We start from the raw sequence: 14,595 nt of genomic DNA, 5'->3' as shown, positions 1-14,595 counted from the left end.
AAGATTTAGCAGACGGAGGTCGACACAACGTCGGGTTCCGCCTGCCGTTAAAGGGACTCAGTGTTCTTCGTGAACGGCCTCGCCGATGTAATTGGCGGCGAGCGTCGCGAAGATCAGGGCCTGGATGGCACTGGTGAACAGGCCGAGGAACATCGCCGGCAGCGGCACGAGGACCGGAACCAGGAAGGCCAGAACGGCAACGACCAGTTCGTCGGCAAGGATGTTGCCGAACAGACGGAAGGACAGGGACAGAGGCTTGGTGAAATCCTCGATGATCTTGAACGGGAGCATGATCGGAGTCGGCTCCACGTAGTACTCGAAGTAGCGCAGCCCCTTCCGGCTGAGGCCGGCATAGAAGTAGGACAGCGACACCAGCAGAGCCATGGCGACGGTCGTGTTGATGTCCGCCGTGGGAGCGCCGAGCTCACCGCTGGGGAGTTCGATCAGGCGCCATGGGATCAGTGCTCCACCCCAGTTGGAGACGAAGATGAACAGGAACAGGGTGCCGACGAACGGCAGCCAGTCGCGGTAAGCCTTTTCGCCGATCTGCTCGCGGGCGAGGTCACGCAGGTAGTCCCAGAGGAACTCGAGCAGGTTCTGAACACCGCGCGGATCGCGCTCCATGCGCCGGGTGCCGGCGATGATGAGCGCCAGAAGGGCACCGATCACAACCCAGGAGCTCAGGAAGACCTGGCCGTGCAGGTTGAGGTTGCCGATTCGCCAGTAGAAGTGCTGGCCGACTTCGAGTTCGGCGAGCAGCGGAGGCATGGGCAGCGGGGGCATGGAAGCGGAGATCGGTTGGAGACAGCTCAGGGCTCGAAGGCGGCCTGAACCAGCAGAGCGGGCTTGTAGACGAGAAAGCCGAGGATGGCCGGGAGGAGGTCCAGAGACGGCAGTCGGGACACACCGACCACCAGCAGAACCGGGACGACCAGTTGAAAGCGTCCAATCTGACGACTGTTGCTCCCCAGGCGGGCCACGCTGCGGGCGAGCAGACGCAGGTAGAGAACACCGGCGACGGCACCGACCAGCACACTCAGGGAAGTGGTCATCCCCCAGATCAGAGCACTGATCAGAGAGGCGACGACGCCGAGTGCCGCTGTGGCCAGCAGACAGCGGATCTGCAGTTGCAGATACGCGTCCATCCCGCTATCAACGGCACAGGGAACGGGTTCCGGTCCTTCGACGTAGGAAACCTGCACGTGCAGCGCTGATGGCAGGAAAGCGCGCGGAATCTATCACGCGCCCTCCGGCGCAACCTGCGAGACATCCCGCAGCATCAGCACCTGCTCCCGCACCAGATCGCGGATCAGGCGCGACCTCTCGTCCGGCCCCATCGCGAGTGGAAGCGCGTGGAACGGTGTGCCGGGCGCAGCCCGCTCCAGGGCATCCAGCAGGGACAGGGCGGCTTCCGTGAGATGGATGGGCTGCATGTCCCGTCCGAGAAGCTGCTGGGACGGGTAGCCCCAGAGGCACGGACTCCGCTCACCGGTCAGGGAGAGCAGCGCATGATCCTCCGAAGGGTCCCGGCGCACGAGCGGCTCTCGGCTGACGAAGAATTCCAGATGGCTGATGGCGGGATCCAGGAGCTCGACCAGTTGCCAGCGGCGGCGTTCCGGCAGGGCCAGCGCCCGTTCCAGCAGCTCTCCCTGCAGCAGACGGGCCGGGTCCCAGACCTCGGGGTTGGAGAAGCCGGCGAAGGACAGCCCCGCGGCCTCGATCAGGTCGAACAGACCGTTGAGGTCGTACACCGCCTCCTGCGGGTGCAGATACATGTCCGCGAAGTTGGACTCGGCAGCGGTGTCGATGGCCCAGCGTTCCTCGTGGCTGCGGCGCAGCGCATTGGCCTCCGGCAGATCGGCCAGAAGCCGGCGCGCCAGGCCCACACCCTCACCATCCGGCTGGAGACCGAGGCTGGCCAGAGCGGCCTGGGTCCGGCGGATCTCCCATCGGCCCGCAGCGGCATACAGAAAGAGATGCATCACTCCATCGGGGGCCAGAAGATCCGCCAGGGCGCGAAGTCCGGCCAGAGGGTCACGCAGGTGGTGCAGCACACCCACGGAATTGATCAGATGGAAGGGACCTTCCCCGGCGAGGTCGAGCAAGCTGCGCTGTTCCTGGCGCAGGAGGACCCGCTGGTCCCCGCCCGAACGCTGCAGGCGGGTTCTCGCCAGGTCCAGCGCCCCGCCGCTGATGTCCACCGCCAGGATCTCGGCACCGGGGTTGAGATGGGCGAGGTAATCGGTGCTGACTCCGGTGCCGCAGCCGGCGTCCAGGATGCGCAGGGGGGAAGGGTCCGAGGCGGGCAGCACTCCGATGCAGGCGCTGACCACGCAGCGATGGCACCAACGCCAGTTGTATCCCGGCGGCGGCCCGTCCTGCATCGGATCGCCGGGGTAGGGGAAGCGGTCGTAGAAGGCGCTCACGACGGGAGTGGCGGCATCGCTGGCGGGCGATGGCGTGGCCGCGGTCATGGGCGGGATGACAGGGGTGAGGGCAGCTTTTCACGCCGCCGCATGGCGGGGCAGGGACGCTGCAAACATTTGTTCATCAGCCCCGGAGCGGATCAGGGCACAGCCGTAACGTGCCTGGACCAGGCTTGATCGTGTCCATGACCGTGACCGCCAGCAGCGGCAGCCCCAGAGTCTCTCCTCAGCTCTATGACACCCTGCCGCTCTCGAGCGTCCGTCAGGCCGAGCAGGAGGACCGCTTCCCCGACGGCGGCGAACTGGAGACGCTGAAGACCTTCTTTCAGAGCGGGCGGGAGCGGCTTGAGGCGGCACGACGGATCAGTGCCAATGCGGAGCAGATCGTGGCCCGGGCGGCCAACCGGATCTTCGTCGGTGGCACGCCGCTGTCGTACCTCGACCAGCCCCTGATTCCGCGCGGCCGTCCCGCCGAGGCGGGCGTGGCTCTGGCGGCGGATCAGGAAGCGTTCGCCTCGTCGGTTCAGACGTTCGCGGGCACCTCGTCGCAGGAACGCGGCGGCCCGTCCAAGCTGCTGTCGCGAATCCTGGAGGGCACGTCCTCCGATGTGGAGACCCGCGTGGTGCTTCCCGCGGGATTCACCCCGATCAGCGTCTCCCTCTACGGACCCGCCCGGATGCGCAAATCGGTGCGCGATCTGGGCTGGTTCCTCCGCTACGTGGGCTACGCCCTGGTCAGCGGCGATCCCAGCATCCTGGCGGTGAACACCCGAGGGCTCCGGGACGTGCTGATGCGGGCCTGCTCGCTGGCCGCCACCAATGTGGCCCTCCAGGAGATGCGGGCAGCCGCAGCCGAGCTGGTGGTGGATCTTCCAGCCGGACGCAGGCAGCTGCTCCTCTGCTTCAACGTTCTGCTGAAGGAGCTCTCCGTTCCCACCCCCAGCACGCGCCGTCGCCTGGGCAGCCCGGTGAACCAGGGACTGGAGCTGCCTGCGATCTATGCCCTGGCCGCCGAGGGGGCTCAGCGGTTCGTGATGACGCCGGGCCTCTCCGGGGCCGAGAAGAGCGAAGTGATCCGCGCCGCCTATCGCCAGGTGTTCGAGCGCGACATCGTCAAGGGTTACTCCCAGGTGGTGTGCCCGGTGGAAGCCACACAGGTGGCTCAGGGTCAGATCTCCATGCGCGAGTTCATCCGCGCCCTCTGCCGCAGCACGGAATATCGGCGTCAGTTCTATGGCCGCTTCGTCAACTCGCGAGTCGTTGAGCTGGCCTACCGACACATTCTGGGCCGTGGCATCAGTTCGATTGAGGAATTCAGACGCAGTTTCGCCATCGTCAGTGAGCAGGGATTGGCGGGTCTTGTGGATTCCCTGGTCAATTCCATGGAATACGCCCGTGTCTTCGGCGAAGAGACCGTCCCCTACCTGCGCGATCTCGGAGAAGAAGCCCAGGAGAGTGCGGGCTGGGGCTCCAACCGCAGGCTGTTCCGCTACAGCGCCCCATTTGAGGGGGCTCCTCAGTACATCACTCTCTACGCCAGTTACAGGCAGCCAATCGCCGATCAGCATGCCTATGGCGGAGCCAATGATCCGCTCGCTCTCACCTACGGCGCGATCTTCCCGTCCAGCACGGCCTCCGTCAGCACCCGCCCTGCACCGGTGAGTTACGACAGCCGCCGCCTGCTGGTGGGCAACGGCATGAATCAACCGGGACAGATGAACAGCCCCGCCTTCCGTGCCTCCCGCCCCAGGCGGGTGGGACCCAGGGTGGTGCGCCTGCAGCAGATCGCCACAGGCGGAGCCTCAACCCCGATCCGGTCCGGCCAGCCCAGCCTGCGATCGACCGAGTCGAGCACCCAGTCGGTGATCCAGGCTGTGTACATCCAGGTGCTCGGCAGCTCGGGCTACGCAGGCGAGCGGGTGAAGGTTGAGGAAATCAAGCTGGAGAACGGCGACATCTCCCTCCGGGAATTCGTCAGGCAGGTCGCACGGTCGGCGGCGTTCCGCCGCCGCTACTGGAATGGCCTGTACATCACCAAGGCCATTGAGGTGATGCATCGGCGTCTGCTGGGCAGGCCCACCTTCGGCCGCTGGGAAATCGACGCGCTGTTCGACACTGCAGCCCGCCAGGGCTTCTACGGACTGGTCGATGCTCTGGTGAACGGCAGTGAATACAACGACTGCTTCGGAGAGGACACTGTGCCATTCGAACGCTTCATCACACCGAACGATCTCAACACCCGGCGTGCCCCCGGCCTCTGCAGGCCGCTCAACCCGGCCGCCATCGCCGACCTCACCCCAGCCAAGCGCCCCGACACCCCGAGACCACGCCAGTTGAGAACAATCGGCGATCTGACGGAGCGCAATCTGCCCGATCGCAGGCGCGTCATCCGCGGCGTGTGGACAGCCAGGATTCAGGGAAGCGATCCCTCGGCCCCCACGTCAGCACCGGCTGCCGCGGAATCCGGGCCGGGAACGATTCGCAGACCGCCCGTGCCGCAGCGGCGCTGGAACCGCTGAGAGCCAGGACCCGGAATCCAGCCCGGAGTTTCGAACGCCAAACACCGGCCGGGATCAGTGCGATCCCGGCACCGATTCCCTGTCGGTTGATTCCATTCATGCGACATGAATCCAGGGCCAGGTTGGCCTGAACGGCAGGGGGATCCGACGCTGTCTGTCCTGCCAGCGCCTCAGGGCGCTCGACGAGGCAAGACATGATGCAGACCGGCAGAAGTTGGTGCCCTTTCTTGCGATGAAGAACTGTTACCAGCGCTCGGGCCCCCGCTCAAGCCTGCCGCAGACTGACATCACAATCGTTCATCGATTGTCCGTTGGTAACCAAGTGCTTCGCGGCGCCTGGAGCCCCTGACCAGGGCTGTACGCTTACCGACGAACCATCTCACCCCATGGATAACGGTCTCCGTCACGGTGGCCGCTTGTTTCGAGGCAGAACTGCATGAGCATCGTCTCCAACTCGATCATCAACGCGGACGCTGAAGCCCGCTACCTCAGCCCTGGCGAACTCGACCAGATCAAGTCATTCGTGACCGGCGGCCAACGTCGCTTGCGCGTGGCCCAGGTTCTGGCCGAGAGCAGGGAACGCATCGTCAAACAAGCCGGCGGCCAGCTCTTCCAGAAGCGCCCCGACATCGTTTCTCCCGGAGGCAATGCCTACGGCGAGGAGATGACGGCGACCTGCCTGCGTGACATGGACTACTACCTCCGCCTGGTGACCTACGGCGTCATTGCCGGTGATGTCACCCCGATCGAGGAGATCGGAGTGATCGGAGCCCGCGAGATGTACCGCGCCCTCGGCACGCCCCTCGAAGCCATGGCCGAGTCCATCCGTGAGATGAAGTCCGTCGCCATGGGTCTTCTCACTGGCTCCGACGCCGAGGAGGCTGGCTTCTACTTCGACTACGTCATCGGCTCACTCTCCTGAAGAGCCACCTGCCTGCTCCTCGCACCCATCCCAGCTCACCATGCAAGACGCGATCACCAACGTCATCAACCAGGCCGACGTCCAGGGGCTCTATCTCGACACCGGTTCCATGGATCGGCTCGAGCAGTATTTCGCCAGCGGCGAACTGCGCGTTCGTGCTGCCGCCACCATCAGCGCCAATGCGTCGGCGATCATCAAGGAAGCCGTGGCCAAGGCACTGCTCTATTCGGACATCACCCGTCCGGGCGGCAACATGTACACCACCCGCCGCTATGCCGCCTGCATCCGCGATCTGGATTACTACCTGCGTTACGCCACCTACGCCATGCTCGCGGGTGACACCTCCATCCTTGATGAGCGCGTGCTGAACGGCCTGAAGGAGACCTACAACTCCCTCGGCGTTCCCATTGGTGCCACGGTGCAGGCCATTCAGGCCATGAAGGAAACCACGGCGTCGCTCGTGGGTCCCGATGCCGGCAGCGAAATGGGCGTTTATCTCGACTACATCTGCTCAGGCCTCGGCAACTGACGTCGCCGGGTCATCGCCCCTGCGGCGAACCCTGTGTTCACCCTGATTCCACATCATGCGCCTGTTCAAGGTCACTGCCTGCATCCCATCACCTGAAAAGGTGAGAAGCCAGCGTGAGCTTCAGAACACCTATTTCACCAAATGGGTTCCGTATGAGAGCTGGTTCGCGGAGCAGCAGCGAATCATGAAGCAGGGTGGCAGGATTCTCAAAGTGGAGCTGGCCACTGGAAAGATGCAGGTGAATGTGGGCAACTAAGCCCACGATCCCTGCGCACAGCATCATCCACTTCACCGCATCTCAACGGACTGGGGTCCCAATCCGTCGAGAAGAACATGGCCCGGTCTGAAGGACCGGGCTTTTGTCTTGGCAGAGCAGCACGGCCATGACGTGTGACGCTCGGCGCTGAGCGGCTCACGGCAGAGATCCACCCGCCCATCCGGCCACCTTGGCGCGGGGCTCCGGATCCGGCTCAATGGTTGTGGTTCACGATCAACAACGGGGTGTCCAGCGCGGCTCATCAACACCGCGGCCGGAGCAGGCGTGCCGCCGGCCCGGGACGTGACGGTCGTCCGCGGAACACCGCGGACGGACGAAGGAGAGCCTGGCTTCCACTCCCCTGGGAGCAATGGCCCTCTGAGGCCCGCCTGATGCTCGGGCTGGTGGCCATCTGGAGTCTGGCCGGCCTGCTGATCCTGGCGTCCGCCAGCTGGTGGGTCGCTGAGCGGGAGATGGGAGATGGTGCGTACTACGTGAAGCGACAGCTGGTCTGGCTCGCGGCGAGCTGGAGCCTGCTGGCACTCGCCATGAAGGTGAGCCTGCGCCGCTGGTTGCGTTTCGCCGGCACCGGACTCTGGCTGGGCTGCCTGCTGGTGGCGGCCACGCTGGTGGTCGGCAGCACCGTGAACGGTGCGAGCCGCTGGCTGGTGATCGGACCGTTTCAGATTCAACCCTCCGAGCTGGTGAAGCCGTTCGTGGTGCTGCAGGGCGCCGCGCTCTTCGCCCACTGGCAGCGCAGCAGCATCGATCAGAAAGGCCTCTGGCTCTGCACGTTCGCAGGTCTGATCCTGCTGATCCTCAAACAGCCCAACCTCAGCACCGCGGCGCTCACGGGGCTGCTGCTCTGGCTCATGGCGCTCGCCTCGGGCGTGCGCCTGCGTCTGCTGCTCGGCACGGCCGTCAGCGGTGTGATGGTGGGCTGCCTCAGCATCGCCCGGAACCCCTACCAGCTGGAGCGGGTGGTGTCCTTCCTGGACCCGTGGAAAGATCCGCAGGGCAGTGGCTACCAGCTGGTCCAGAGCCTTCTGGCCATTGGATCCGGCGGGGCCACGGGACAGGGTTATGGCCTGTCGACTCAGAAGCTGCTGTACCTGCCGATCCAGTCGACCGATTTCATCTTCGCTGTCTTCGGCGAGGAATTCGGCTACGTGGGTTCGCTCGGACTGCTGCTCTTCCTCCTGGTCTTCGGTTTCGTCGGTCTCCGCATCGCACTGCACTGCCGCAGCAACCAGGCCAGGCTCGTGGCCATCGGTTGCACCAGCCTCCTGGTTGGGCAGTCGATCCTGAACATCGCCGTGGCCACCGGGTCCATGCCCACCACCGGCCTGCCCCTGCCGATGGTCAGCTATGGCGGCAACTCCCTTCTCTCCAGCCTGATGGTGGCTGGACTGCTGCTGCGTTGCTCCCTGGAGTCGAGCTCTCATCTGGCCATGGGGCGCTCCCGGTCACTCAACCGGGAGCTGCCATCTGCCGGATAGGGTTGACGGCCTACACAACCCCGCAGACATGGATGGGCTTGGGCTCATGGTGTCCGACCTCGCCCTCCGCGCCGAGGAGATGCTGGAAGCCGCTCTCGGGGCCCCATCGGCAACCACCCTGCTGGTGGTGTTCGCCGGCGGGCTGATCACCAGCCTCGGCCCCTGCTCCCTGTCGCTTCTGCCGGTGACCCTGGCCTATCTAGCGGGGTTTGAGGACGGTCCACGCTCCCCCTGGCTGCGCAGCGGCAGTTTCGCCTCCGGAGTGATCCTCTCCCTGGTGATCCTCGGCCTGATCAGCGGCACGCTGGGTCGCCTCTACGGACAGATTCCCGGCCTGATTCCGACACTGGTCGCCCTGCTGGCCCTGCTGATGGGCCTCAACCTGCTGGGAGTCGTGCCGCTGCGCCTCCCGGCGGGCCCCGATCCGGAACGCTGGCGCAGCCGTGTTCCCTCCCCCCTGGCGCCGATGGCCGCGGGCCTCGCCTTCGGACTGGCCGGCTCCTCGTGCACCACACCCGTGCTGGCGGTACTGCTGGCCTGGATGGCCCGCACCGGTGACCCCGTCCTCAGCACGATCGTTCTCACCACCTTCGGAGCCGGGCAGGTCGTGCCGCTGCTGCTGGCAGGAACGGCGGCCGCCAGCCTGCCGACCCTTCTCAGCCTTAGGGGAGCCGGCCGCTGGGTTCCCTCCCTCAGCGGTGTGGTGCTGGTCAGCATGGGTCTGCTCACCCTCGTCGCCCGCTGGAGCTGAGCGTGGCGCGCCTGCTCTCCTGGATCTCCAGCCTCAGGCTGGCCATCGTTCTGCTGCTTCTGATCAGCCTGGCGAGCGGGCTCGGCACCGCCCTGCCTCAGCAGGAAGCCAGCAGCTTCTACACCCGCTACGACGCCGCCCCCTGGCTCGGCGTCGTCAACGGCACCTGGATCCAGCGGCTGCAGCTGGATCACGTGTACTCCAGCGCCTGGTTCCTCGGCCTGCTCGCCTGGCTGGGACTGGCCCTGATCCTCTGCAGCTGGCGGCGCCAGTGGCCCGCCCTGCAGCAGGCGCTGCGCTGGGTGGACTACCGGGAGCCCCGTCAGCTGAGCAAGATGGCCCTCTCGGAGCGGGTGCCCTGTGACCGGCCGCAGGCGGTGGTGCCGGGCCTGGCCGAGGAACTGCGCCGCCGAGGCTGGCAGGTGCGGCTCGCGAACGATCGCCTGGCCGCCCGCCGTGGCCTGGCGGGCCGGATCGGGCCACTGCTGGTCCACACCGGCCTGATCGTGCTGATGGTGGGAGCGGTCTGGGGCAGCCTGGCCGGAGCCCGGCTGGAGCGCTATCTGGCACCGGGGCATGACATCGAGATGCTGGATGCCTCCGGTTCAGCCCAGGTCACGCTCCGCCTGGACTCCTTCAGCGTCGAGCGGGATCCGGCCGGCCGGCCCGAGCAGTTCCGCTCCATGCTCCGCCTCTGGCCGGGGGCCGCCGATGCCGCCGGCGATGGTCCGACCGTGCAGCGCGAGATCAGCGTGAATCACCCGCTGCGTTACCGGGGCATGACCGTCTACCAGGCGGACTGGTCACTGGCGGCGATCACGATCCGTTTCGGCAACAGCCCGCCGCTGCAGATTCCGCTTCAGCCTCTCGAGCAGCTCGGTGATCAGGTGTGGGGTGTGGTGCTGCCGACGCAGAAGGACGGCAGCGATCCCGTGCTGCTCGCCCTCACCAGCGAGCAGGGGCCTGTTCAGGTCTTCGGCGGCGATGGCCAGCTGCTGGGCAGCCTTGCGGTCGGCCCGGGGGGGGACTCCCTGCCCTCCCTGCCGCTGCGGGTGCAGTCGGTGCTTCCGGCGAGCGGACTGCTGTTCAAGCGCGATCCGGGCGTGCCGCTGGTCTACGGGGGCTTCGGCGTGGTTCTGATCGGTGGCGGCCTCAGCGTGATCGCCACCCGGCAGATCTGGGCCATCGCGGATGCCAGTCACGGCAGCCTGTACCTGGCGGGCCTCTGCAATCGCAACCTCACCGGCCTGGCGGATGACCTGCCGGTTCTGACCGCCGCGGCCTTCAGCAGGGCCGGCGGGACCCGTGGCTCACCCGGATGACGGTGTGTACATTGCCGCGCGGGTGAAAGTCCGCCTCGATCTGCATCCAGTCGGGTTCAGAGGCCTCCACACAATCGTCGAGGATGCGATTGACCACTTCCTCGTGGGAAATCGAACGATCCCGCCAGGAGTTGATGTAGAGCTTGAGAGCCTTCAGCTCCATCACCCTGGGACCGGGCTGATAGAGGAGCCGCAGCACAGCGAAGTCGGGATAGCCGGAGAACGGGCACAGACAGGTGAACTCCGGCAGTTCGATGGCGATTTCGTAGGTGCGGCCGCGCCTCGGATTCTCGAAACACAGCAGTTGTGCTTCGGCGATCGCCCGCTGCCCGTACAGGGGACGCACGGTCGCGGCGTCGCTGGATGCATCGGTCTCCGGCCCTGCAGCCGCCGGTTGCGGCACTGACACCGTTGACTCCATTCTCGCTGTCCCGCGTCAAGGGGTCACGCTACCGATCCGCAGACCGCGGCCACCACCGAGGACCTGTGACGCCGCGTGACGAAGCCCTGGAAACGTTCACCATGGACAGCGACAAGCCGCTAAAAAGGCATCGAAGGACAAAACGTTGAGCGGCGCCTGACCGTCGCTCCTCCCCAACCGGAGGAAGCGACCAGTCGTCCACCGCTGGAAGTAGCCCCACCGCACGGCGAAGCAACGCTCTTTCTCGAAAAGCGGCGCCGGACCCATCCGGACGTTTCTTTCCTTGAGGGACCCAGCCATGACCAGCCCCACCCTGTCGTATCGCGGTGTGCGCTACGACGCCTCCAGCCACACGCAGCCGGACAAGGCCGATGTGGAGCACGTGTATCGCGGCCACCACTACCGCTCCTCGCTCCGTCACGAGGCCGCGCCCGTGGACGAGAGCGTGACACTGCAGTACCGCGGTCAGCGTTACCACCATCACGCCGCTGCCGGCAAGGCCTGATCCAGAGCCAGGAGCCACGGCCGCCTGGTGCCCAGTCAACCCCGTGGCGGAGTCCGGGTTTCAGGACGCCGCCAGGGGGGAACCACCTCGCCGTGACATCTCGTAGCAACGGCTACGCCAGAGCCAGGTGCGTTGGACGGTAATGGTCTCAGCGCACATGATCGCGATGGATCTGAGCCTGGTCGGCAGCAACGGCGCCTTTCGACTTCAACCGTCGTCCGTGCTCGGGATGCTCTGGCTGCAAACTCATTTCGAAACCGATCACTGGGATCTTCTTGCGGCCGGTCGGGCCAGCATCAGTGCTGACTCGATCGACACCCTCTGCGAAGACGCCGAAGCAGGTGGACTTCGCCTTGTGAAATCCAGCGCTGACGCCAACCGTGTGGCTCAGGATCAGTCCTGACATCACCTTTCATTCCCTTCCCTTCATCTGCCGAGCCAGAGTCAGCTTCCATGAAGAAAGTCGAGGCCATCATCCGTCCGTTCAAGCTGGAGGATGTCAAACTCGCCCTCGTGAACGCGGGCATCATCGGCATGACCGTCAGTGAAGTCCGAGGCTTCGGGCGTCAGAAAGGCCAGGTGGAGCGTTACCGGGGCTCGGAATTCACCGTCGAGTTCCTGCAGAAGCTAAAACTTGAGGTCGTTGTGGATGATGAGCGGGTGGATGCGGTGATCACCGCGATTGCCGAGGCGGCCAAGACCGGTGAGATCGGCGATGGCAAGATCTTCATCTCTCCCGTCGACTCCGTCGTGCGCATCCGAACCGGCGACAAGGACAGCAGCGCACTCTGAAGCAGAGCCACAGTCCAGCCGCGACCGGCTCTGAACCGAGCCTCCCATCCCAACCTGTGGACGGGAGGCGCGTTAGTTGGTGAGGACGGGCCAGCCGCTCAGCCTGTTCCGGTGGCTTCAGCCACCACCCGGGCCATCACGACATGGCTCAGGGGCGATCCACCCTCCCGGGCTGCGAGCACCTCGTCCCGCAACCAGAGCAGATACTCCTGATTGCCGGCGGGTCCACGGATCGGGGAGGCCACGGTCCCGGCCGCTGACCAGCCCAGCTCCGCGGCGGCTCCAGCCACCTGGCTGATGGCCATCAGCTGATCGGCCGGGTCGCGCACCACGCCTCCCTTCCCCACCCGGGAGCGCCCCACCTCGAACTGGGGCTTGACGAGAAGAACCGCCTCGCTGCCCTCGGAACAGGTAAGACTCCTCAGGGCCGGCAGCACCTTGATCAGAGAGATGAACGACACGTCCGCCACGGCCAGATCGGGCCAGGGTGCGCCCGGGGTGTAGAGGTCCGGGGCCGTCAGATGGCGCAGGTTGGTGCGTTCCCGCAGCGTCACCCGGGGATCGGTTCTCAGCGACCAGGCGGTCTGGCCGTAGCCCACATCGATGCCATAGACCCGTTCGGCCCCGCGCTGCAGGAGGCAGTCCGTGAAGCCGCCGGTGGAGATGCCTCCATCAAGGCAGCAGCGCCCCTCCACCTGGATCGGGAACGCCTCCAGAGCGGCCTCGAGCTTCTCTCCTCCGCGGGAGACAAAGCGGGGGGGACGCGACACGCAGGGACGAAGCTCCTGGCTGACAAGCTGACCGGGCTTGTCCAGGCAGGAGCCATCCGGTGAGCGCACCCTGCCGGCTCGGATCCACTGCTGCGCCTGCTGACGGCTGGCGGCGAGCCCCAGCTCGACAAGCCGTCGATCCAGGCGTTGCTTGGAGGCCATGCCGTCATAAAACCACAGAGGAATCGGAAGCAATTCCTCAGTCCGGGCTGCAGCTTCCCGAGGAGGCAGATGATGATTTCCCTGCCTCGAACCCGATGGGACAACCAGTCGAGCAGTCGCGCTGTCTTCGCCCGACGCCACCGTCCCCCAGCCGTGGCAACCGGGTGGTGGAGCTTCTGCACCCCGGCATGTTCGTGACCCTGAGGAACCAGCCCCGGGATCTGCCCCCCTTTCAGGTGGTGCGTTGCCGTGGGGGACGCTGCTGGGTGCGGCAGCAGAGCTGGGGACCCCACATCTGCTGGGAAGTGCCTCACCACCGCCTGAGCAGCGGCAGGGCCTGAGCGGGTCCGCACCCCCCCGCCGCTCGACAGGCCGGGTTCCAGTCGGTTCCTAGATTCCCGGGCTGAGCCGCCACCGGGTCGCCGTGATCGAGCGCTACACACTCCCCGAGATGGGGCGCCTCTGGAGCGAGGAGGCCAAGTTCCAGAGCTGGCTGGACGTGGAGCTCGCCGCCTGCGAAGCCAACCATCAGCTGGGTCGCATTCCCACCGACGCGATGGAGACCATCCGGGCGAACGCTGGATTCGATCCGGCACGGATTCTGGAGATCGAAGCCGAGGTCCGTCACGACGTGATCGCGTTCCTCACGGATCTGAACGAGCGGGTCGGTGATCCGGGCCGCTACATCCATGTGGGCATGACCAGCAGCGACGTGCTGGACACCGGGCTGGCGCTGCAGTTACGTCGTTCGGTGGCCCTGCTGCGCCAGGAGCTGAGCGGCGTCGAAGAGGCGGTGCGCGACCTGGCGATCCATCACAAGGACACGGTGATGATCGGCCGCTCCCATGCCATCCACGGTGAACCGATCACCTTCGGCTTCAAGCTGGCCGGCTGGCTGGCGGAGATTCGCCGGCACGGCGAGCGACTGGAACGGCTGGAGCGCGACGTGGCCGTGGGCCAGATCAGCGGCGCGATGGGCACCTACGCCAACACCGACCCGGAGGTGGAGCGGATCGCCTGTGAGCGGCTGGGACTGACGCCCGACACCGCCAGCACCCAGGTGATCTCCCGCGATCGCCATGCCGACTACGTGCAGTGCCTGGCCCTGGTGGGGGCCTCGCTCGACCGCTTCGCCACAGAGATCCGCAACCTGCAGCGCACGGATGTCCTGGAGGTGGAGGAGAGCTTCGCCAAGGGGCAGAAGGGCAGCTCCGCCATGCCCCACAAGCGGAACCCGATCCGCAGTGAACGCATCAGCGGCCTGGCCAGAGTGCTGCGCAGCTATGTGGTAGCGGCCCTCGAGAACGTGGCCCTCTGGCATGAACGCGACATCAGCCACAGCTCCACCGAACGGATGATGCTGCCGGACTGCTCGGTCACGCTGCATTTCATGCTGCGGGAGATGGCGCAGGTGGTGCGGGGACTCGGCGTGTACCCCGACAACATGCGCCGCAACATGTACCTCTACGGCGGCGTGGTGTTCTCCCAGCGGGTGCTGCTGGCTCTGGTGGAGCAGGGGCTGGAGCGGGACGAGGCCTACCGGCTGGTTCAGCGCCACGCCCATGCCGCCTGGAACACGGAGGGGGGTGATTTCCGCGCCAACCTCGCAATGGATCCCGCGGTGAGCGAGCGCCTGGGTCCCGATCAGCTGGAGGCCTGCTTCAGCACGGACCAGCACCGCGCCAACCTCGGGGTGATCTGGCAGCGTCTGGGACTCTGAG

16 protein-coding genes and 1 pseudogene are annotated in these 14,595 nt (G+C 66.0%); 12 read left to right on the top strand and 5 right to left on the bottom strand.

Annotated elements, in window-relative coordinates; genetic code table 11:
- Positions 1-57: 57 nt before the first annotated feature.
- From atpB to EVJ50_RS13650, 3 genes are read right to left on the bottom strand one after another with little or no spacing between them, the layout of a single operon-like run.
- Entirely contained in the window at positions 58-783 is a 726-nt protein-coding gene (gene atpB / locus EVJ50_RS13660; RefSeq protein ID WP_150884575.1) for a F0F1 ATP synthase subunit A, read from the bottom strand.
- 26 nt (positions 784-809) lie between these two features.
- Complete coding sequence (locus tag EVJ50_RS13655; RefSeq protein WP_225322962.1) at positions 810-1,202, bottom strand: hypothetical protein; 393 nt, start codon at positions 1,200-1,202, stop codon at positions 810-812.
- Between the two features lie 36 nt (positions 1,203-1,238).
- Positions 1,239-2,474: a bifunctional 2-polyprenyl-6-hydroxyphenol methylase/3-demethylubiquinol 3-O-methyltransferase UbiG gene (locus EVJ50_RS13650; RefSeq protein ID WP_150884574.1), complete on the bottom strand. Its 1,236-nt coding sequence runs from the start codon at positions 2,472-2,474 to the stop codon at positions 1,239-1,241.
- Positions 2,475-2,611: 137 nt separating this feature from the next.
- Between EVJ50_RS13650 and EVJ50_RS13645 the strand changes: the two are divergent.
- From EVJ50_RS13645 to EVJ50_RS13615, 7 genes and pseudogenes are all read left to right on the top strand, one after another.
- Positions 2,612-4,936: pseudogene (locus EVJ50_RS13645) on the top strand (phycobilisome rod-core linker polypeptide); the annotation flags it as partial.
- Between the two features lie 445 nt (positions 4,937-5,381).
- A complete protein-coding gene (locus EVJ50_RS13640; protein ID WP_150884572.1) occupies positions 5,382-5,867 on the top strand; it encodes an allophycocyanin in 486 nt (161 codons plus the stop codon).
- Positions 5,868-5,907: 40 nt separating this feature from the next.
- Entirely contained in the window at positions 5,908-6,396 is a 489-nt protein-coding gene (apcB, locus tag EVJ50_RS13635) for an allophycocyanin subunit beta (RefSeq protein ID WP_150884571.1), read from the top strand.
- 55 nt (positions 6,397-6,451) lie between these two features.
- Complete coding sequence (locus EVJ50_RS13630) at positions 6,452-6,652, top strand: phycobilisome linker polypeptide (RefSeq protein WP_150884570.1); 201 nt, start codon at positions 6,452-6,454, stop codon at positions 6,650-6,652.
- A gap of 392 nt (positions 6,653-7,044) precedes the next feature.
- Positions 7,045-8,151 (top strand): FtsW/RodA/SpoVE family cell cycle protein, encoded by a 1,107-nt coding sequence (locus EVJ50_RS13625; RefSeq protein ID WP_150884569.1) that lies wholly within the window; start codon positions 7,045-7,047, stop codon positions 8,149-8,151.
- 46 nt (positions 8,152-8,197) lie between these two features.
- Positions 8,198-8,902, top strand: a complete 705-nt coding sequence (locus EVJ50_RS13620) for a cytochrome c biogenesis CcdA family protein (RefSeq protein WP_370455525.1) — start codon at positions 8,198-8,200, stop codon at positions 8,900-8,902.
- Between the two features lie 2 nt (positions 8,903-8,904).
- Positions 8,905-10,224: a cytochrome c biogenesis protein ResB gene (locus EVJ50_RS13615; protein WP_150884567.1), complete on the top strand. Its 1,320-nt coding sequence runs from the start codon at positions 8,905-8,907 to the stop codon at positions 10,222-10,224.
- Here EVJ50_RS13615 and queF read toward each other — a convergent pair.
- Positions 10,187-10,645 carry a preQ(1) synthase gene (gene queF, locus EVJ50_RS13610; RefSeq protein ID WP_150884566.1) on the bottom strand — a complete coding sequence of 153 codons (459 nt, stop codon included), beginning with the start codon at positions 10,643-10,645 and terminating at the stop codon, positions 10,187-10,189. The genes EVJ50_RS13615 and queF overlap by 38 nt on opposite strands.
- 298 nt (positions 10,646-10,943) lie before the next feature.
- Between queF and EVJ50_RS13605 the strand changes: the two genes are divergently transcribed.
- The 3 genes from EVJ50_RS13605 (at position 10,944) to EVJ50_RS13595 (ending at position 11,942) form a co-directional block, all read left to right on the top strand.
- Positions 10,944-11,150: a DUF4278 domain-containing protein gene (locus tag EVJ50_RS13605; RefSeq protein WP_150884565.1), complete on the top strand. Its 207-nt coding sequence runs from the start codon at positions 10,944-10,946 to the stop codon at positions 11,148-11,150.
- Between the two features lie 166 nt (positions 11,151-11,316).
- Positions 11,317-11,553, top strand: a complete 237-nt coding sequence (locus tag EVJ50_RS13600; protein WP_150884564.1) for a hypothetical protein — start codon at positions 11,317-11,319, stop codon at positions 11,551-11,553.
- 50 nt (positions 11,554-11,603) lie between these two features.
- Positions 11,604-11,942: a P-II family nitrogen regulator gene (locus EVJ50_RS13595; protein ID WP_150884563.1), complete on the top strand. Its 339-nt coding sequence runs from the start codon at positions 11,604-11,606 to the stop codon at positions 11,940-11,942.
- 98 nt (positions 11,943-12,040) lie between these two features.
- Here the strand turns inward: EVJ50_RS13595 and EVJ50_RS13590 are convergent, their stop codons facing one another.
- Entirely contained in the window at positions 12,041-12,874 is an 834-nt protein-coding gene (locus EVJ50_RS13590) for a TlyA family RNA methyltransferase (protein ID WP_150884562.1), read from the bottom strand.
- A gap of 95 nt (positions 12,875-12,969) precedes the next feature.
- On the opposite strand from EVJ50_RS13590, the gene EVJ50_RS13585 reads away from it, so the two are divergent.
- Both EVJ50_RS13585 and purB read left to right on the top strand, forming a co-directional pair.
- On the top strand, positions 12,970-13,215 hold the full coding sequence (locus EVJ50_RS13585) for a hypothetical protein (RefSeq protein ID WP_150884561.1): 246 nt from the start codon (positions 12,970-12,972) through the stop codon (positions 13,213-13,215).
- A gap of 83 nt (positions 13,216-13,298) precedes the next feature.
- Positions 13,299-14,594 carry an adenylosuccinate lyase gene (gene purB / locus EVJ50_RS13580; RefSeq protein ID WP_150884560.1) on the top strand — a complete coding sequence of 432 codons (1,296 nt, stop codon included), beginning with the start codon at positions 13,299-13,301 and terminating at the stop codon, positions 14,592-14,594.
- Position 14,595 lies beyond the last annotated feature (1 nt).

The organism is Synechococcus sp. RSCCF101 (genome assembly GCF_008807075.1).
In the GTDB taxonomy this organism is placed as follows: Bacteria; Cyanobacteriota; Cyanobacteriia; order PCC-6307; family Cyanobiaceae; genus RSCCF101.
Note: the sequence above shows the minus strand (reverse complement) of the source record. Positions and strands in the feature narration are given on the sequence as shown.